The sequence below is a fragment of the Bradyrhizobium neotropicale genome (genome assembly GCF_001641695.1).
Classification (GTDB): domain Bacteria; phylum Pseudomonadota; class Alphaproteobacteria; order Rhizobiales; family Xanthobacteraceae; genus Bradyrhizobium; species Bradyrhizobium neotropicale.
Genome location: NZ_LSEF01000113.1, coordinates 66,465 through 84,681 on the forward strand (window position 1 = coordinate 66,465; position 18,217 = coordinate 84,681).

20 protein-coding genes are annotated in these 18,217 nt (G+C 63.7%); 11 read left to right on the forward strand and 9 right to left on the reverse strand.

Annotated elements, in window-relative coordinates:
- Window positions 1-291 precede the first annotated feature (291 nt).
- On the forward strand, window positions 292-2,553 hold the full coding sequence (locus tag AXW67_RS36605) for a polysaccharide biosynthesis tyrosine autokinase (RefSeq protein ID WP_063681813.1): 2,262 nt from the start codon (window positions 292-294) through the stop codon (window positions 2,551-2,553).
- A gap of 430 nt (window positions 2,554-2,983) precedes the next feature.
- Window positions 2,984-3,349, forward strand: coding sequence for a helix-turn-helix domain-containing protein (locus tag AXW67_RS36610; RefSeq protein WP_063681814.1), 366 nt, complete (start codon window positions 2,984-2,986; stop codon window positions 3,347-3,349).
- Here the strand turns inward: AXW67_RS36610 and AXW67_RS36615 are convergent.
- Window positions 3,346-4,041, reverse strand: a complete 696-nt coding sequence (locus tag AXW67_RS36615; RefSeq protein WP_082908165.1) for a transglutaminase-like cysteine peptidase — start codon at window positions 4,039-4,041, stop codon at window positions 3,346-3,348. The genes AXW67_RS36610 and AXW67_RS36615 overlap by 4 nt on opposite strands.
- A gap of 452 nt (window positions 4,042-4,493) precedes the next feature.
- Between AXW67_RS36615 and AXW67_RS36620 the strand changes: the two genes are divergently transcribed.
- Window positions 4,494-5,759: a DUF3047 domain-containing protein gene (locus AXW67_RS36620; RefSeq protein WP_245315834.1), complete on the forward strand. Its 1,266-nt coding sequence runs from the start codon at window positions 4,494-4,496 to the stop codon at window positions 5,757-5,759.
- Between the two features lie 37 nt (window positions 5,760-5,796).
- On the opposite strand, the gene AXW67_RS36625 is transcribed toward AXW67_RS36620, so the two are convergent.
- The 3 genes from AXW67_RS36625 to AXW67_RS36635 form a co-directional block, all read right to left on the reverse strand.
- Window positions 5,797-6,615 (reverse strand): DUF2182 domain-containing protein, encoded by an 819-nt coding sequence (locus AXW67_RS36625; protein WP_063681816.1) that lies wholly within the window; start codon window positions 6,613-6,615, stop codon window positions 5,797-5,799.
- Window positions 6,616-6,664: 49 nt separating this feature from the next.
- Complete coding sequence (locus AXW67_RS36630) at window positions 6,665-7,294, reverse strand: DUF1326 domain-containing protein (RefSeq protein WP_027553033.1); 630 nt, start codon at window positions 7,292-7,294, stop codon at window positions 6,665-6,667.
- Between the two features lie 202 nt (window positions 7,295-7,496).
- Window positions 7,497-7,754, reverse strand: coding sequence for a hypothetical protein (locus tag AXW67_RS36635; RefSeq protein WP_198024739.1), 258 nt, complete (start codon window positions 7,752-7,754; stop codon window positions 7,497-7,499).
- A gap of 297 nt (window positions 7,755-8,051) precedes the next feature.
- Between AXW67_RS36635 and AXW67_RS36640 the strand changes: the two genes are divergently transcribed.
- Window positions 8,052-8,426 carry a hypothetical protein gene (locus AXW67_RS36640; protein WP_063681817.1) on the forward strand — a complete coding sequence of 125 codons (375 nt, stop codon included), beginning with the start codon at window positions 8,052-8,054 and terminating at the stop codon, window positions 8,424-8,426.
- 4 nt (window positions 8,427-8,430) lie between these two features.
- Here AXW67_RS36640 and AXW67_RS36645 read toward each other — a convergent pair whose 3' ends face one another.
- Together AXW67_RS36645 and AXW67_RS36650 are read right to left on the reverse strand one after the other, a co-directional pair.
- Window positions 8,431-9,678, reverse strand: a complete 1,248-nt coding sequence (locus tag AXW67_RS36645) for a polysaccharide deacetylase family protein (RefSeq protein ID WP_063681818.1) — start codon at window positions 9,676-9,678, stop codon at window positions 8,431-8,433.
- 179 nt (window positions 9,679-9,857) lie between these two features.
- Window positions 9,858-10,664, reverse strand: a complete 807-nt coding sequence (locus AXW67_RS36650; protein WP_145928118.1) for a polysaccharide deacetylase family protein — start codon at window positions 10,662-10,664, stop codon at window positions 9,858-9,860.
- Between the two features lie 83 nt (window positions 10,665-10,747).
- Between AXW67_RS36650 and mgtE the strand changes: the two genes are divergently transcribed.
- From mgtE to AXW67_RS36670, 4 genes are all read left to right on the forward strand, one after another.
- A complete protein-coding gene (gene mgtE, locus AXW67_RS36655) occupies window positions 10,748-12,169 on the forward strand; it encodes a magnesium transporter (protein ID WP_063681819.1) in 1,422 nt (473 codons plus the stop codon).
- Between the two features lie 259 nt (window positions 12,170-12,428).
- Window positions 12,429-12,731, forward strand: a complete 303-nt coding sequence (locus tag AXW67_RS36660; RefSeq protein WP_027553039.1) for a helix-turn-helix domain-containing protein — start codon at window positions 12,429-12,431, stop codon at window positions 12,729-12,731.
- Window positions 12,732-12,860: 129 nt separating this feature from the next.
- Window positions 12,861-13,679 (forward strand): aldo/keto reductase, encoded by an 819-nt coding sequence (locus AXW67_RS36665; protein WP_063681820.1) that lies wholly within the window; start codon window positions 12,861-12,863, stop codon window positions 13,677-13,679.
- A 49-nt stretch (window positions 13,680-13,728) separates the two neighbouring features.
- Entirely contained in the window at window positions 13,729-14,697 is a 969-nt protein-coding gene (locus AXW67_RS36670) for a hypothetical protein (RefSeq protein ID WP_063681821.1), read from the forward strand.
- Window positions 14,698-14,712: 15 nt separating this feature from the next.
- Here the strand turns inward: AXW67_RS36670 and AXW67_RS36675 are convergent, their stop codons facing one another.
- The 3 genes from AXW67_RS36675 to AXW67_RS36685 all read right to left on the reverse strand — a co-directional run bounded on the left by AXW67_RS36675 (window position 14,713) and on the right by AXW67_RS36685 (window position 16,379).
- The gene (locus AXW67_RS36675; protein WP_027553042.1) at window positions 14,713-14,964 is read right to left on the reverse strand and encodes a hypothetical protein; all 252 of its coding nucleotides are present in this window, start codon (window positions 14,962-14,964) and stop codon (window positions 14,713-14,715) included.
- 155 nt (window positions 14,965-15,119) lie between these two features.
- Window positions 15,120-15,404: a hypothetical protein gene (locus AXW67_RS36680; RefSeq protein ID WP_063681822.1), complete on the reverse strand. Its 285-nt coding sequence runs from the start codon at window positions 15,402-15,404 to the stop codon at window positions 15,120-15,122.
- Between the two features lie 252 nt (window positions 15,405-15,656).
- On the reverse strand, window positions 15,657-16,379 hold the full coding sequence (locus AXW67_RS36685; RefSeq protein ID WP_063681868.1) for a DUF599 domain-containing protein: 723 nt from the start codon (window positions 16,377-16,379) through the stop codon (window positions 15,657-15,659).
- A gap of 121 nt (window positions 16,380-16,500) precedes the next feature.
- Here AXW67_RS36685 and AXW67_RS36690 point away from each other — a divergent pair, with 121 nt between their 5' ends.
- From AXW67_RS36690 to AXW67_RS36700, 3 genes are all read left to right on the forward strand, one after another.
- Window positions 16,501-17,163, forward strand: a complete 663-nt coding sequence (locus tag AXW67_RS36690) for a glutathione S-transferase family protein (protein ID WP_063681823.1) — start codon at window positions 16,501-16,503, stop codon at window positions 17,161-17,163.
- A 196-nt stretch (window positions 17,164-17,359) separates the two neighbouring features.
- Window positions 17,360-17,728: a YidB family protein gene (locus AXW67_RS36695; RefSeq protein WP_063681824.1), complete on the forward strand. Its 369-nt coding sequence runs from the start codon at window positions 17,360-17,362 to the stop codon at window positions 17,726-17,728.
- 198 nt (window positions 17,729-17,926) lie between these two features.
- The gene (locus AXW67_RS36700; RefSeq protein ID WP_027553046.1) at window positions 17,927-18,118 is read left to right on the forward strand and encodes a hypothetical protein; all 192 of its coding nucleotides are present in this window, start codon (window positions 17,927-17,929) and stop codon (window positions 18,116-18,118) included.
- Window positions 18,119-18,217: the final 99 nt, after the last annotated feature.

An 18,217-nucleotide genomic window follows, 5' to 3' on the forward strand; every position in this document is an offset into this window, starting at 1 on the left:
CGCAGGGTGGCTCGAAAGGCGCGGGTCGACCCGCCACCGGTGAACGTAACGGCGAGCGACGGGGCGGCAGAACCGATCGCATATGCCTCTGACCTCTGTGACAGGCAGATGACGCCGCCATTGCCTGTTTTATTTCGTCGCAGCAGGGAACGATACGTCTTCTGCATAGGGACTGGACGATCGGCTTTGGCGGAGCGTCCGGTGACCCAAGACGCTCGTGGTGACGCGGCCGGAACGTTGAGGATTTGGACAGGGGGGACGTGCCGAGGCGCGGATCCTCGGCGGACAAGTATGGATATTCGAACGGTCGCACCAGCCAAGGCAGTCGATCAGACCGACCGCGATGATCGCGGCGGCACGATCTCCCTGTCCGATCTGGTCGAGCAAGTCTGGGGCTTTATCCGGCGTCAATACCTTGTCTTTCTGATCGTCACCGCCTGTTCGATCGGTCTTGGCCTAGTCTATCTGCTGACGACACCGGCGCGCTACACCGCGCATGCGATGATGCAGATCGACTCCAGCAAATTGCGGGTCTTGCAACAGCAGCAGGTGTCGTTCGCCGACACGCCGCTCGACACCACTCAGGTCGAAACCCAGGTCGAAGTGTTGAAATCCGAAGGTCTTGGGCTGTCCGTCGTCAAGGAAATGCACCTGACGGAGGACGCGGAGTTCGCCGGCGCCAGCGCGCGGTTTTGGGGGACTGGCAATTCGATGCAAGGTGCGGACAGCCGGCAGTCCCAGGCTCTGGACGCATTGTTGAGTCAACGCACCATCAGCCGTGTTGGCCGCACCTACGTGCTCGACATTGCGTTTACCTCGCTGCGCCCCGATCGCGCCGCCGAAATCGCCAACGGGATCGCCGAGGCCTACATCGTCGACCAGTTGGAATCGAAGTACCAGGCCACACGGCGGGCCAGCAAATGGCTCCAGGACAGGATTACAGAACTGCGCGAGCAGGTCTCCGCTGTCGATCGCGCCGTGCTCGACTACAAGGAAAAGAACAAGATCGTCGACATCGCCGTTGCTTCCGCTGCCGGCAGCGCCAGCACCAGCACGCGATCGCTCGAAGAGCAGCAACTGACGGAGATTTCGAGCCAACTGAGTACCGCGCGCGCGGCGAGCACCGAGGCGAAGGCGCGGCTCGATCGCATCCAGGACGTCCTCAAAATGGGGATACCCGATGCGTCCGTGGTGGATTCGCTGCGAAGCGAAATCGTCATTCGGCTCCGCAATCAGTATCTCGACCTGGCCGCGCGTGAAGGCCTCCTCTCGCAACGTTATGGGAGTGACCACCAGGCCGCGATCAATGTGCGGGCTCAGATGGAGCAGATCCGCCAGTCCGTCACCGATGAGCTGCGCCGCATCGCGGAAAGCACCAGGAGCGACTATGAGATCGCCACCGCGCGGGAACAGTCGCTCAAGAACAAGCTCGCGGACATGGTCTCGGATGCGCGGATCACCAACCGTGAGCGCATCGGCTTGCGCGAGCTCGAGAGCAACGCTCAAGCGATTCATACGATCTATGACAATTTCCTCCAGCGCTATATGGAAGCGATCCAGCAGCAATCGTTTCCGATCACCGAATCTCGCGTCATCAGCCCGGCGACCGCGCCCAAGCAGAAGAGCAGTCCGCGCACATCCATCGTGCTGGGTCTCGCCACGGTGCTGGGCCTCGCCCTTAGCCTTGCGATCGCTGGCCTGCGCGAAGCGCTCGATCCGGTGTTCCGCAGCACGCGGCAAGTCCAGGAAACCCTTCAGGTCAGATGTCTCGCCGTCGTGCCGCTCTTGGACGCTCCGCCGCGATCGCGCCTGGTCATGCCATGGCGACGAAACGCTGGGCGGGACGTCGCATCGTCCGCTGAGGCCCATGCGATGTTCGGCAGGGCGGTTCTCGATCCGTCATCGGTGTTCGCCTCCGCGTTTCGCTCGATCAAGGTCGCCGTCGACGTCAGTACGGCCGGTCAGAGGAGCAGGGTCATCGGTGTGATTTCGACGCTTCCGGACGAAGGCAAATCGACGATCGCGAGCAATTTTGCCGAGCTGGTCGCGCATGTCGGCAAGAACGTCATTCTTATCGACGGCGATCTTCGCAATCCGACGATAAGCCGGGCGATGGCCCCGGATGCCACGAATGGCCTGCTCGAGGTTCTCGCCGGAAAGGTCGAGCTGCAAGATGCGGTTCGCACCGCGCGCGGGCTCGCCTTCCTTCCGACGATCATCGAGTCCCGTGATACCCACAGCAGCGAGCTTCTCGGTTCGGAGGCCCTGAAGGTGATGATCGAGCGGCTGCGTGAGACGTATGACTATATCATCATCGATCTGCCGCCACTCGGTCCCGTTGCAGAGGTGCGGGGGACGGCAAGCATGGTCGATTCATATGTTCAGGTGATCGAGTGGGGACGATCGCGCAAGAACACCGTGCGACAACAGCTCCTCGGAGCTCCCGAGGTCTACGAGCGGTTGCTTGGAGTGGTCCTCAACAAGGTCGACCTCAAGGAATTTGGACGACATGAGACGCTCGACGCCGTCTATGGCCAGAACGGCTACTATTGAGCGTTGAAGTTGTTTCATTGATTAGTAGCATCGTAGGGTAGCAGACGCTATCCTCGCCGCGAGTTCTCCGCTGCTCCATGAAGGGCACGCGGCGTGCCGGGCTATCCGTGGCAGCTCCGATTTTTCCTTTAAATTCGCGATCGAATTTGCGATGCAGGCTTCAGGGGACGAGGCTGGCCTGAGTCTGGAGGGAATTTTGGGACGACGCCGGTGTGTGCTAGCACAGGCAGGGCAACTCCGGGCGGGGGGATCGGGCGAGCGCAAATTAACCATCGGCAATGCGATGGTGGCGCAAAAGGCTTTACTGTGGGGACAATCCGCGCCAAGCCTATCGCAACGAACGCAACCCGACTTTTCATTAGTGGATTGAAAAGGTTAACTAAACCCGCCTTACCAAGGTGAAGCGGGGACTTTGGCCGGAGAGGGTGAGATGGTCGGCAGGAGACATGATTCGCGGGAAATATCGGACAAGCTGGCTCAGGCGGATCAACTCGCGGCCAAAGGCAAGACCCAGCGCGAGATATCAAAAGCGCTCGGCGTGAGTATCATGACCTACCATCGCTGGAAGAAGATGCTCAAATCTCCCGAGCCGGTGATGGATGGTGCAGGCAACGAGATCAGCAGCGGCTTGAGCGTGCCGCGCGAGGCCAGCACAGAAGACACCATCAAGCGCCTGGAAGTCGAAAACGCGCAACTGCGACGTCTTGTAACTGACATGTTGCTGGAGAAGCTGAAGTACGAAGAGGAACTTCGTGCACGCCAGGGGCCGCGGCTTCGGCGTCCCGAGAAGGGCTAGGGCCTGATTCCCAAGGGGGGAGGCAAGGGCGATGGCGTGAGCTCAATGCCCGGTTTTGCCTGCTCGGCGTTGAAGGAAACCCAGACGTTGGGATCCGCCGCGCTCTGTCGTGACAGATACCGATAGGTCGTCTCGTACCAGAACAGGATTTCCGGCGTCTGGTTGTCGAGGATCATTTCGCCACGGTCGGATCTGACGGTCAGGACCGCATGACGCGCCCTATCCTGGCCGCGCGCCTCGACGATCGTGATCAGCAACGCGCCCTGCGGCCAACCCGCCTTCGCGAGCAGTCGGCGCTTGAGCAGGACCATGTCCTCGCAATCACCCCGGTCGAGCGGATAGGCCCAACGCTCAGCTTTTCCGTAGAGCTCGGAATCGCTGGTCCACGTTACGCGATCATTGACGTATTTGTTGATCTCGTACAGTTGCTGGAGCAGACCCGGCGTGAGAGTCACATCGCGCGCCTGATCGGCCAAGGGCTTGCATTCGTCGGCATTTGCGGCACAGAGCTGCAGCCATCCGCCGGGCGCCTTCGTTGCCTCGCCGATCGCGGCGAACAGCGCCGGACGGGCAAGGAAGGCGTGAGCCGGAAGAGCATCCAGCGCGAAGACGGCGGCCACGGCCGCCGCGACAAATGTCCAAGCGCGAAGCCGTGTGGTGGCGATCCGCCCCGTTATGCAGAATCTCGTCATGCCTGTCCCCCATCAGATTCCGAATGAGAGGCTGGCAGAGACAGCTCGCGATCCCGCTAAGGGATTGCTTCAAATTGAATCGATCTGCGCGGAAGTAGCCTCGCTGGAGTGCCATGGTGTGATTTCAGTTAAGGTGCGGACGTAGACCGCGGCCAACGGTTGCTGGCACGTTGAGAACCGCTGTGCAGAAAGGGCGCTGCCGATCGCGATCGAGATCGCGGGAGTCCGGGGCGGGCAGCAAGCGTCATCGCATCATTTGGAGACAGAACCGGAGCGCGGGAGGGCGCCGCATCCTGCCGCACGGCAGCTTCGTGAAATTTTCCCGGCTTCACGCGGGAGGTTTTCAGCTTCACGAAGCGGTCAGCGGGCCCATCCTCACTTCCTCAATGCTGGACCGAGGTCCCTTCGGCGGCCCGCAGCAATCGGCATTTGCGACGGCATTTCGAACCAAGATGGACGAAGCACCGCGAGATGCCGGCATCGATTTGGATCAGGGGAGGAAGCGCATGTGTTTCAGTTGTTTTCGCTCACCGTCGACGGCCGGCCTCTCCCGGCGTGATGCGTTGGCGCGCGCATGCACTCTGGGTCTCGTGCTGCCATTTACCGCTCCGGCATTGCGGGCGGTTTGCGCCGCGGAGCAGAGCGGTCCTGCCCCGACTGATCTGATGAGCGCGATCAAGGACATCATCGTTCAGGCGAAGTCGCCCGAACTCGCCGCTTATCGGGTTTTCGATATCAACGCGGGTGATCTTCCCTGGACCGATCTCGGTCTTGATGCGGCTCAGGGGCAGCAGGTGACATTCCTGCTGACCGGTCGCATGTGGCTTTCGCGCGAACATGACCTCTGGTTCAATCCCGGCCTGATCTTCCACGCGCGCACGCGCGGGCTCCGGCCGATGTACATCCCGATGTTGAATGCCGGGACGATGACGGCCTCCCACGATGGTCCGATCGAAGTCGCGCGCTCGGCGGCGGAGTGGGCCTCGGAGGACGGCGTATTGCAGACGCCGCCGGAGATCTACAAGAAGGCGGACGTCAGGATCACCGGTGTCGCGCTGCTGTGGCGCGGCGATGCCCGCGTCGGCATCAAGAGTTTGCTCGCTCAGGGCGATGCCGGCGATCTCCTCGCTTCCGAACTCGCGCGCCTCGAACGTGGTCGCAAGCTTCCGGCGGGATGGTCGAACCTGCTGGGGTTCGGCGGTGGACAAGAGGTCTTCAGCCGGGACGAGAACGGCGAAATCACCTGCGACAGCGCGGGTAGCGCCAGTATCATCGAGCGGCCGTTGTCGATACCGTTGGCGTCCGGTCCGCGCCTCGGATGGCGCTGGAAAATCGACCAACTGCCCTCTGCGGCCGCCGAGGATCAAGCCCCGACCCATGACTATCTTTCAATTGGGGTGAAGTTCGAAGATGGGCAGGATCTGACCTACATCTGGAGCGAGCACTTGCCCCAAGGCATGGTGTTCCGCTGCCCGCTGGCCAACTGGAAGGCGATCGAGACCCATATGGTCGTCCGCTCTGGCAAGGCGGAACTCGGGACCTGGCAAGCGTTCGAACGCGACATTGCTGCCGATTACTCCGCCCATATCGGCGGCCCGGCGAAAAGCATCTCGCACGTCTGGCTGCTGGCGATCACGCCGTTTCAGCGCCGCAAGGGCTCGTGCCGCTACGCCGACATCAAGATCAGCACCGCCGACAACACTGTCCTCAAGGTTTAGAGAGGAGGGGGCTCGACGATGGTCTCAAGCTTGCTCATCACTGCGGCAAGGACACCAGCCAAGCGCCCGCCGCCACACATGCAATGCCGGCCGCACGCGCGATCCATCGTCCGACCGGCGTAAGTTTCTCCAGCAGGACGAGCAGCGCCAAAAGTGCAATCCAAAGCACGTTCATCACCCCGCCGACGAACAAGAGCGCCATCAAGACCCAGCAGCAGCCGACACAATAGCCTCCGTGCCGGAGCCCCAGCAGCAGGCAGCCTCGCAGGTCGTTGCGAAAGCCGCCGTTGCGCATCAGGAACAGAAATGGCGACTGGCATTGGGCGAGACAGACATCCTTGAGCGGTGTCCATTGATAGACTCCGGCCGCGATCAGCACGATGCCGCCAAGCAGATTGCTGGCAATCGTCATCCGGGAATCCAGCAGCGCTGCCCGCTCGATCACCCATTGGAGTAGGGTTGCTGCCAGCGAAAAGCCACCCCAGGCGAGGAGATAACCGGCCGCGAACCAGCCGGTCGCAGCGAATGGCTTGCGCTGCGCTTTGCCCTGTCGACCGACGCGGGCGTACATGAGGATCATGGGCGCTGCCGAGGGGGCCATCATTCCGATCATCATCACCGCCCACATCAGCAACACATACGCGAATTCGATCGCTCGCCATGGCTCGCCCGCCGGCAGCATGATTCCGATCCCGGCCGGGATCATGCGGAACCCGGTCATGTCCATGCCGCCCATGTCCATGTCCCTGGCGAGCCAGAGCACATAGGCCCACGCCAACGCGACAATGATCCCCATCACGCCGCCGACGATCCAGCGATCGCGCCGCAGCACGGTTTCCAGGGGGCCATCGGTCATTTGCGATAAGTGTTGCCGGCCTCCTCGCAAGGCCGGCTCAGGAGCTGCATCACGCCTGGTTCGACCAGCGGATCGGCGCATACAGGCCGTTCTTGCCGGAATTGTCCCAGCGCATGCCATGATCGCTGAACGTATTGCCGGCGGCGCCGACGGCCATGACCATGTTGTCGGGGCTGACCGGATGGCCGATGTTCGCCCACATTTCCCCGCTCGGATGCATGGTCGGCAATGGATCGACGGACATGTGCAGAATACCCGGGATTTCCGCGGACCGCGTCTTGCCGTCGATGCGGAATGTGATCGGGGCCTTGCGCACCCCCAGGTTCTTGCTGATCAACGGCGTGAACGCGGCCATCGGACCGCCGGCGGCGCCGGTGAAGATCGCAGCTAGAGCCTCGGTCTGCTCATCGTCGGCGCGCTGATCAATATAGGCGGCCACCGACCAATCCCCGTCTGCCATGACCCCGGGTGCGTGGAGGACAACCAGGACATTGAGTCCGTCGAGTACGACATCGCCATAGCGGCCGCTTTCGACGTGGAAGATCAGCGGTACGTTGCAAAACCCCTCGGTCGGTCGCGCGGTCAACGGGGGAGCCGCCGACACGAGGCAGGGACACACGATGCTGCAACTGCAATTTTCGAAATAGTCACCGGAAAGGTGCCATGGGACATCCGCCATCGCTCTCTCCCGCTAGGCCGAACCCGATAGATTGCTTTCGAATGAACTACGTGCAGTTGAAGGCTACGCTGAGCGGGGAAGTACCGCAAGGCGAAATCCACCTGAACGCTTTGCCCATTTCCGCAAGCCATTGAAATCGCAGAAAATGCGGCCGCGCTGCGAGCGCACCTAAGCCGGGCCCCAAGTGGGCGCGCCCGAGTGCTCAGCCATACTCATCGCCGATCCCGTATTCGCGGTAGATCTCCAGCGGATCCTGGTCGGGAAACAGCCGGCATTTGGCCTGGGCGAGATGGAGGCTCACCGCGGCCGGCTCCTTGCCGTTCGACAGCATCTTGCGGATGTCGTCCATATGCGCGCGGGGCTGGTGCTTCGGCGCGAGCTGCTCCAGCGCGACCAGCGCGGTGGCAAGCGCCTCGGTGAGGACCCATTCGTCGTGGCCCGTGATTCCCTTCTTCGGCATCGGCAGACCCCACATGCGGTGGCGGGCCAGTGTATCGCGCCTTGCGCCGAATCTCCATTGAGCCGTCGCCAGGCGCGGGAGGGGTGCAGAACAGTGGCCGGCTCTTTCCGCAGTCGCTTGCATTATGGCCAAGCGCAGCTAAAACGCCGATCTGCGCAGGCCATCTTATCTTTGTTGCAACAAAGTGGGCGTAGATCGGCTCGCGCGGCATTCGGGCCGGCCGTTCCGGCCCCGGACCGACTTCCCCGAAATTCCAGAGCGCGATCCGGTTGCGCCGTCCTCGAGGCTGGAGCCAGCATGGCCTTTCTGAGCATCGCCTACCGCTTCGTCACCAACTTCGCATTTCTGGCGATGGTCTATTTCAGCTTGAATTTCATGGAGAAGTATCCGAACCGGGCGATCCTCGCGATCCTGGTGCTGGTCTATACCGCCATGCGGGCGGCCTCGACGCTGCGCGCGTTCTACTTCTTCCAGAAGATCGAGAAGCTGGAGGCCGAGACCAAGCGCCTGCAGGCCCCGATCAATGACGGCTCGGGCGGAACATCGGCGCGCAAGCAGATCGTGACCGACGTCGCGCGGCTGCGCCGCGACGGCGAGCTCAAGTCCTATATGGACCTGTTCTTCCTGGCGCTGATCGTGCTGCTCTGCGTCGCCAACATCGTGCGGCAGTAGACGTTTACTGCTGCTGGGGCGGCCGCTTCTTCAGGCTGGCGATGCGCGTCGGACGCGGCGCTGTGCCCTTGGCGCGCTTCGCAGCCGGTACGGCATGCGCGGCCTGACGCTTGTGCGACGAGGCGGCGATCTTGCCCTTGTGGCCGCTTGCAGCCTCGGCCGCAGCCATCCGCGTCGCCGCGCGCCGCGACAGTGTCGTCGACAGTAGCACTTCGAGCGAGCCTTCAGGGATCGCGAACAGGTCGCGGTCGGGCACGGGCAGGGTGGCTGCGACATCCGCCAGCGCCTTCGCCCGGTGCGGCAATGGCGATTGATAGGCGGGCTGCGCGTTGAGATCGGCGAGGTTTGGCGCTGGCAGCGTCCGCGTCTGCGCGAACACGAAATTCGGAACGCTCGGCCAACGCGCGATCGGCACCGCCTCCGACGGCGGGTGCAGCAGCCATTCCACCGGCTCGGTCGGTGTCGCGGGCCGGTCGGCGGTCGCAGGCACCACATGCACGATGCGATAGCCGCGCGCCTTCAGGTCGCGGATGATCTTTGGCAGCGCCGCGACGGTCCGGGCCTGGATGTCGTGCAGCAGCAAAATGCCTTTGCCCTTGGCTTCGAGCCGCTGGATCGCGAGCTGGTAGACGCGGTCGGATGACACATGCCGCCAGTCATCGGCCGGGAAGTCGGCGCTCCAGACCTGGATGCCGCGGGAGATCAGGTAGTTCTCGACGCCCTCGGCGCGCATCAGGCCGGGAATGCGGAAGAACGGCGCCAGCGCGGATGGATCGGTCATCGCGGCCGAGGTCCACTCGATGCCGCCATTGATCTGCGCCTCGGCCTTGTCGATCGGCATCCGGTCGAACGTCAGGGGATGGTTCATGCTGTGCGTGCCGACGGTGTGGCCGGCCGCCACCAGCTTGCGTACGCCTTCCGGGTTGGCCTTGGCCTGTTCGCCGATGATGAAGAAGGTCGCCTTGATGCATTCATCGGCCAGGATCTGGAGCACCTGGTTCGAGTATTTCGGCAGCGGACCGTCGTCGAAGGTCAGGACGACCTCGTGGTCCTTCAGGGGCAGCGTCTCGCGGTACTGCATGGTCCCGATGCGCGGATGCGCGCGCGGATCGACGACCAGGGTGCGGGAAGTGCCGAGCGCGTCCGGATGGCCGGGACAATTGGCCGCGTAGGCGGCCGGAGAAGCCGTCAGTAAACCCAGGTAAAGGACGATCCACGATCGCGTCCGGACAGAAACGCTACTTCCGATCATGAATCCCGTCTGCCTCCATGTGCGTTGCGGCCATGTCCAATGTGCCATGTCCAACGTTGGTCGGAGACGCCCTGAAACGGTTCAGGCGCGGATCCCCCGTGACACTGCATGGCGTAGCATGAACAGAGACTTAATAAGTCCTGAATCACCCCATTTTGCACGGGCGTGACATTCCGGCATCAACGCGCGTCGGCGCTCCTCGGCGCTGGCGCTGCCGGAACCACGTGAACGACGCGATAGCCGTTCTCCCGCAAATACCGCAAAAAGGCGGGCATGATGGCGGCCGTGCGCGCCTTGGGGTCGTGGAAGAGGATGATGCCCTTGCCGGCGGCGGCAAGGCGCTCGGTGACTAGCTTCAGCTCCTGCTCCGGGGTCATCTCTTCCCAGTCGCTGGCCCAGAGATCGGCCCCGAATACGACGATGCCGCGCGACTGGAGCAGGTCGAGCTCTGCGGGCGTCGACTCGAAATAGGGGAAGCGGAAAAACGGCGTCGACGGCGTCGTCGTCGAGGCGCCGTGCAGCGCCATCTCGTCGGCCGCAATGCCGCGATCGATCTCGCTCGTCGCCTTCTCGAGCGGGATCCGCGCCATGAACGGATGCGACCAGGTGTGATGGCCGATGGTGTGGCCCTCGCGCGCGATCCGCTTCACCATCTCGGGATGTTCGGAGGCGTGCTGGCCGATCAGGAAAAAGGTGGCGCGCACGCATTCCTGCGCCAGCGCGGCCAGCACCTTCGACGTCGTCGGCGGATACGGGCCGTCGTCGAAGGTCAGCACGACCTCGTGATCGGCCAGCGGCAGCGTCTGCGGAAAGCTCTTCAGGCCGACGCGCGGCGTGGCCTTCACGTCGACGCTCAGCTCGCGCGAGGTGCCGAGCGCATCCTTGCGCGGACAGTCTGCGGCCTTGGCCGAGGTGGTACTGGCGAGGGCGGCGAGGGCCGCCCCCATCGATATCGAGATCCATTTCGGCCGACGCATCTTTGTCATTGCGCTTGCAGTTGCCTTGTGAGTATTGCCTGAGCCGATAGCTCAGACCAACTGATCCAATCTGTCAAACGGCGAGGCGCGCCATGAATGAACAAATGGACGTTGCCCCGTCCGCCGCGGCCTCGGTACTTGACCATGTGCCGATGCGCAATGAAGACGGCGAAATTCGGCACGAATTCGTCGAGGAGATTGCGCACGCGATCGAAGGTGGCGACTCGACGCTGCTCAAGGCCACCGTCGGCGAGCTGCACGAGGCCGACCTCGGCGATCTGATCGGAGCGCTGGAGCCCGACGACCGCGTCCGCCTGGTCGAGCTGACGGGCCGCGATTTCGACTTCTCGGCGCTGAACGAGGTCGACGAGGCGGTCCGCGAGGAGATCCTCGAGGAGCTTCCGCCGGAGACGGTCGCGGAGGGCGTGCGCGAGCTCGAATCCGATGACGCGGTCGAGCTTCTGGAAACCCTCGACGAAGCGGACCAGGAGGAGATCCTGGAGAAGCTGCCGCTGCCCGAGCGCGTCGCGCTCGAGCGCAGCCTGCTTTATCCGGAAAACTCCGCCGGACGGCGGATGCAGACAGAGTTCATCGCCGTGCCGCAGGATTTCACCGTCGGCCAGGCGATCGATTACATGCGCGAGACACCGGACCTGCCCGATCGCTTCTACGAGATCTACGTGGTCGACAAGGAGCAGCACTGGCAGGGCGCGGTGCCGCTCGACGTGCTGCTGCGCTCGCGCCGTCCCGTGCCGCTCGCCGACCTCTGCGATGAGGATCGCCGCCGCGTCTCCGTCCTGGAGGACCAGGAGGAGGTGGCGCGCATGTTCGGCAAGTACAATCTCGTCGCCGCGCCGGTTCTCGACACCCAGGATCGTCTCGTCGGCGTCATCACCGTCGACGACGTCGTCGACGTCATCGAGGAGGAGGCGGCCGAGGACCTCAAGGCGCTGGGCGGCGTCACCAGCGACGAAGAGCTGTCGGACACCGTGCTGACCATCGCACGCGGCCGCTTCAACTGGCTGCTGGTCAATCTCGCCACTGCGTTCCTGGCGTCCTCCGTGCTCGGCCTATTCGAGGGCCAGCTCGAGAAGATGGTGGCGCTCGCGGTGCTGGCGCCGATCGTGGCGAGCCAGGGCGGCAACGCCGCGACCCAGACCATGACCGTCGCGGTGCGCGCGCTCGCCACCCGCGAGCTCGGCTCCTCCAACGCCTGGCGTGTGGTGATGCGCGAGACCTTCGTCGGCCTCGTCAACGGTCTCGCCTTCGCGGTGATCACAGGCATCGCCGCGGTGGCCTGGTTCAAGATCCCGGGCCTCGGAATCGTGATCGGCCTTGCGATCATCTGCAATCTCGTCGCCGGCGCGCTCGGCGGCATCCTGATCCCGATGGGGCTCGACCGGGTGCGGGCCGATCCCGCGGTGGCGTCCGGCACCTTCGTCACCACGGTGACCGACGTCGTCGGCTTCTTCTCCTTCCTCGGCATCGCGACGCTCTGGTTTGGCTTGAAGTAGGTCGCTTCGAGGCGCCGCTCTCTCAACGGTCGTCATTGCGAGCGCAGCGAAGCAATCCAGGCTGTCGCCGCGGAAAGACTTTGGATTGCTTCGCTGCGCTCGCAATGACGGAGTGTGGGCAACCACAAAGTCCACGCTCGTGTCCCGAACGCGCTGCGACGCCCTAAGCGGGGCTGCGTCCGGGACACGAGACCGTGTGCACCTCGCTATCGTTAATCCGAACTTAAGCGGCCTCGCGCATGATTCCCCCGCTTGGGGGATGAACATGCGGTTGCGGCTGAAGGCGGACGGACGGATCGTCGAGTTGCGGGACGGGCAGGAGTTTCCGGTGCAGCCCGCGACCCCGGCTGCACAGGATGAGGCCGCTCCGCTCGCGGTGCGCGACCTGCGCCGCCGCGCCTGTCTCACCCAGATGGAGTTCGCGGCCAAGCTGGGAGTTCCCGTCGAGACCATCCGCAATTGGGAGCAGGGCAAGCGCGCTCCGCGCGGACCGGCCCGCGCGCTGCTGGCGGTGATCGCGCATGCGCCGGACACGGTGTTCCAGGCGCTCGCCAAGGCCTGAAGGCAAGATACTCATCAAGACCTCATCAAGTCTGATCTGGATATCCCGTCTGCATGCCTCAGCTTCGGTTGGCACTGCCATGGGCGAGGTCCATAATGGCCGTCGGCGCGAACGTGGGAGAGATTCCTCATGCTGTTCGTCGGGGCCAATGGCGCAAAGATCCCGGCGCTCGGGCTCGGAACCTGGGAGCTGAGCGGCCGGACCTGCGCGCGCGTGGTCGAGCAGGCGCTGCGGCTCGGCTACCGTCACATCGACACCGCGCAGGTCTATGAGAATGAGCGCGAGGTCGGCGATGCCTTGCGCGCCTCCGGCGTGCGCCGTGACGATGTGTTCGTGACCACGAAGGTCTGGACCAACCATTTCGCGCCTCACGATCTCGGGCGCTCGGTCAAGGAGAGTCTCGCGCGGCTGCGGCTTTCGTCTGTCGACCTCGTGCTGCTGCACTGGCCCAACTCGCACGTGCCGCTGGCGGAGACGCTGGGGGCGCTGGCGCATGCCAGGCAAATGGGCCTGACACGTCACATCGGCGTCTCCAACTTCACGGTGGCCCTGATCGAGCAGGCGGTCGCGCTCTCGCCGGAGCCGCTGGTCTGCAACCAGGTCGAATATCACCCTTATCTCGACCAGGCGAAGGTGAGGGCGGCCTGCGACCAGCACGGCCTCGCGCTCGTCGCCTACAGCCCGATCGCCAAAGGCCGCATCAAGACCGACCAGACGCTGGCCGAGATCGGGCGCACGCACCGCAAGAGCCCGGCGCAGGTCTGCCTGCGCTGGCTGGTGCAGCAGAATGTCGCTGCGATTCCCCGGACCTCGCGCGTCGAACGCCTGTCGGAGAACATCGGGATCTTCGATTTCGAGCTGTCGGACGACGAGATGAGCCGGATTGCCGGGCTTGCCCAACCCAAGGGCCGCCTGACCGATTACGGCTTCGCGCCGAAATGGGATTGAGGGGGGCTTCCGTTATGCTAGGACCAGCGCGGCAACCCAAGATCGGGCGATGGAACTGCGGCGGATCATACGGACGGACATTGCAGCGTCGGCGATCGCGCATCTGACGCTGGTGGGGCTGATCATCCTGATCAGCGAGGTCCATCCGTTCCGTGCCGCGCCGCCCGAGACAGTGTCGGTCGACATCGTCACGCCGGAGCAGGTGCAGGAGCAGGTCAAGGAGCAGGAGGCCAAGGAGGAGGCGAAGGAGAAGACGCCTGAAGCGCCGCTCCCCGACTTAAAACTGCCCAAGCTCGATTTCAACGACAAGGCGGAGGCGACCGCGCCTTCGGCCAAGCAGTCCGCGCCGGCGCCATCACCGTCGCCAGCGCCGCCGGCATCGCCTGAGCCGCAGCGGCAACAAGCGCAGCCGCAGCCCTCATCGGCGGCGAAACAGCGCGAGGCTAACGTACAGCCGCAAGAGCAGGCGACGCCGCAACCGCAAGCAACTCAACAGCCTCAGACGGCGCGATCAGCGCAGCCACAGCCTACGCAGCAGCCGCCCCCCGTGCCGCCACCGCCGCAAGCCGAGAAGCCGGCCTATGCGGCTCCGGAGCCCGACGTCACCGTCAAATACGGCGTCATGCTGGGCCTGCCGCCGGACTTGTCGCTCGCGCCGAAGGACGCGCCCAAGGACGACGGCGGCGACGCCAAGGATTCGATTGCGGCCAAGCTTCCAGCCGAGGTGGTCGCAGAGTTTCGCCGCCATTTGAGGAGCTGCGCAAAACTGCCGGCCGGCGTGGCGCCGGGCGACAACGTGCACATCAAGCTGCGCGCAGTGATGGCGACCGACGGCACGCTGGCGCGCGCCCCGGTCCTGATCGAGGCGAGCGCATCGGCCAAGGGCCCGCTGCTGATGCAGTCGGCGATGAGCGCGCTATTGGCCTGCCAGCCCTACAAGATGCTGCCGGTCGACAAGTACCAGGAATGGAAGGTGATGGACCTTCCATTCACGCCGCGGGATTTTGGCGGGTCGTAGGGTTTGCCGCTCGCGTTATCCGTTCGCGGCGAGGCAGGCGCGGACTTTGTCGGCTGGGCCTCTCGGCACGGCGTGAGCGCGCCACTGCTCGATCGTGGCGCCGGCGGAGGCAAGGCACCGCTTGATATTTCGGTCGTACGTGGCGCGGGACATGCTGTCGCGCTTGGCCTGGCAGGCCGGGTCGCCGTGGCATTCGTAAAGCGGAGCTGCCTTCGCCGTCGATAGTCCCAAAACCGCCGCGACAGCCGCGATCATCACCTTGTTCATTTCGCCCCGGGTCTTACGCGTTAAGTCATTCCAATGCGCTAGCGTATAGCTTGTCGAATTGCTGCCTGCAATCTCAGGCTTTGCAGCGGTGTGGTGAAGCACACACGGCGGCCGATCTCTACGACTGGCCCGCCGATCGGAGAGCCCGCGAGCGCTCATAGACGTTGAGCAATGAGCTTCCTCATCTCCTGGATTGCACTCGTTAAGAGGCGCGCGTGCTCGTTTGGAAATTCCGTGAGGTTCTCGTCCAATATGTCGGCATTGACGTCTTCGAGCACGCCCGAATGCTCGAGGAAGGCACTCTTCCACTGAGCGTCCGCACTTTCCATCGCACTTTGAAGCCCATCCAAGTCCGACACAAGATGAGACAAATAGATTGCATCAAAGGCATCGAGTTTTTCAATCATCAGACCGAGTTGCCGAACGTCGTACTCCGTCATCTTCCCTCATGATTGCTTCGCTGCGCTCGCAATGACGACGGGGAGAGAGCCTGCGCCTCAATTTGCGGTCGCGTGCCCCGGACGCAGCGCAGCGCCTCTTCGGCGGTGCGCTGCAGAGCCGGGGCCCATCTTGCAGCGCTGTGCCGCATTATCATCTTGGTCCCGGCTCTGCGCAGCAACGCAAAAGCGCGTTTACGCACGTCTTCAACGCGCTATGCGCGTTGCAGTGCGTCCGGGACACGAGAATCTTCATCAATGACCGCGCTTCTGCGCCGCCTCGCCATCCACCGCCCAATCCTCCGGCGCCATCGCCGCCCAGGCACTGGATGCGAACTGCCGCCGCCATGTCACGATCACCACCGCTGCCGTGCTCACGAACAGCACCCAGGGGCTGACGAACCAGCCGAGATAGCCGAGTGCGAAGAAGAAGGCGCGCTGGCCGCGGTTGAAGTGGCGGCCGGCGGATTCGAACACGCGCGTGGTGCGGATGACGTGGGCCTCGGCCGTGGGCGTGTCGCGCTGGGAGGACGGTGGCATGCCGCCGAACAGGATCGCGACATAGTTGAACAGGCGATAGGCCCAGGCGAACTTGAAGAAGGCGTAGACGCAGATCAGGACGAGGCCGACGCATTTCAGCTCCCACAGCGCGGGCGAGGGGCTGAGGTCGATCGGCAGCTTGCTCAGGATGACGATCGCATCGTTGGTGGCATGCAGCAGCGCCAGTGCGCCGCCGATCGCAAACAGGCTGGTGGAGGCGAAGAAGGCGGTGCCGTTCTGCAGCGAGGCCATGATCTGCATGTCGACCATGCGCGTCTCGCGCTCGAGCAGGCGGCGGACCCAGACCTCGCGGTAGCGGTTCATGCGCGCCGACAGGCTGTTGCGCCCGTAAGCCGAGTGCTCCAGCGTCAGGGCGTAGACCAGCCATTCGATGATGAAGAAGCCGACGGCGGCGGCGTCGACCCAATATCCGTGCATCTTGATCCCCTCATTCGCAGAAGAATTGCCATGCATGTTCACGCGCGGCAACGATTGATTGGCGGCAGGCGAAAGCGCTACAAGCAGGCGCACGAGAGAGTCTGAGACAAGGATTGGTCACATGGCTGCGCTGAAACTCGCGATCGGCAACAAGAACTACTCGTCATGGTCGATGCGGCCCTGGCTCGCGCTGCGCGCCAACGAGATCCCGTTCGTGGAGACCGTCATCCCGCTCTACACCGACAATCCCGCGGACAAGGAGCGCATCCTCGGCTTCAGCCGCGCCGGCAAGGTGCCGGTGCTCGTCGACGGCGATATCACGGTGTGGGATTCGCTCGCGATCATCGAATACATCGCCGAGCGCTATCCGGAAAAGAAGCTCTGGCCCGATGACGTCGCGGCCCGCGCCCATGCCCGTTCGGTGTGCGCCGAGATGCATTCCGGCTTCGTCCCCCTGCGCAGCGAATGCGGTATGAACCTGCATCGCCCCGTGCGTGCGATAGCGCTGTCGGCGGATGCTTTGGCCAACATCGCGCGCATTCAGGAGATCTGGCGCGAGTGCCGGACCCGCTACGGCGCCAAGGGGCCGTTCCTGTTCGGCCGCTTCGGCGCGGCGGATGCGATGTACGCCCCGGTCATGCACCGCTTCCGCACCTACGCGATCGACATCACGGCAGAGACCAAGGCCTACATGGACACGATGATGGCGCTGCCGGCGTTCCAGGAATGGACCCGCGACGGGCTCGCCGAAACGCTTGTCATCGAAAAGTTCGAGGATGCGTAAGCATGATCCGGACCCGAAGGGCCGCGTTAGCGCAAAGTGGGTACCGGTTTTCCAATCAGATCATGCTCTCTTAAACGGGTAAAACGCGATGCAATCGCATCGCATTTTACCATGATTGTGATTGAGGGCCGCTTGACGGTGCACAGGCCCGCAGCGCTCAATCGCAGGTGCGATCGTCGAAGGAGAGGGGACGGCTATGGGAATCCTGGACTCGTTGGAGAACAACCCCGCGTTCCGCAGCGCGCTCGGCCAGCTCGGCGCAGCGGTGCTGCCGGCCGTGCTCAGCGAGGTGCTCGGCAGCAACAGTCAGGGCGGGCTCGGCGCGATTGTCGCCAAGCTCGAGCAGGCCGGCTTCGGCGACCAGGTGAAGTCCTGGCTCGGCAATGGCCAGAATCTGCCGATCTCGGCCGACCAGCTTCGCGCGGTGCTCGGCAACGACACCGTTCGCCAGTTGGCTGCGCGCTACAACATCCCGGTCGACCAGCTCAGCCAGATCCTGGCCCAGGAGCTGCCCAAGGCGGTCGATCAGGCAAGCCCCGACGGCAGGTTGCCCCACGGCGCCTGAGGGCCTCGGGTTCCGGCGGTATTGTCCGGCGCCGGTTCTCGGGTATCGCGCTGAAAACATTGCAAAATTGATACGTTTGCCATGCTGGATACCACTGGCCAAAAAGGCGGCGCGCATGCTATAGAGCGGGCCGGGTTTCCGGCCGGCCATCGCGTGGGACCATGGGCGAGGCAGGCGCTGTTTGAGTAGGAGAGGGTGTTGAAGCACAAATTCCCCGTAGGAACGCGCGTACTTTTCACGGCCAGCAATGTCGCGCGTCCGGCTGCCAGCGGCGCGTATGAGATCATCCGCCTGCTGCCGACGGAAGGTGACGACTGCCAGTACCGGATCAAGAGCTCGACCGAAGCCTTCGAGCGCGTCGCCAAGGAAAGCCAGCTCGCACTGGGTTGACAGCGCGGTGTGTCGGCAGCGATTTGTTTCGCACCGCCGTTAAAAGGCCCGGTTCACCTCGACAAGGTGAATGGGGGCGGTTGCCGACTCGCGGCGCTT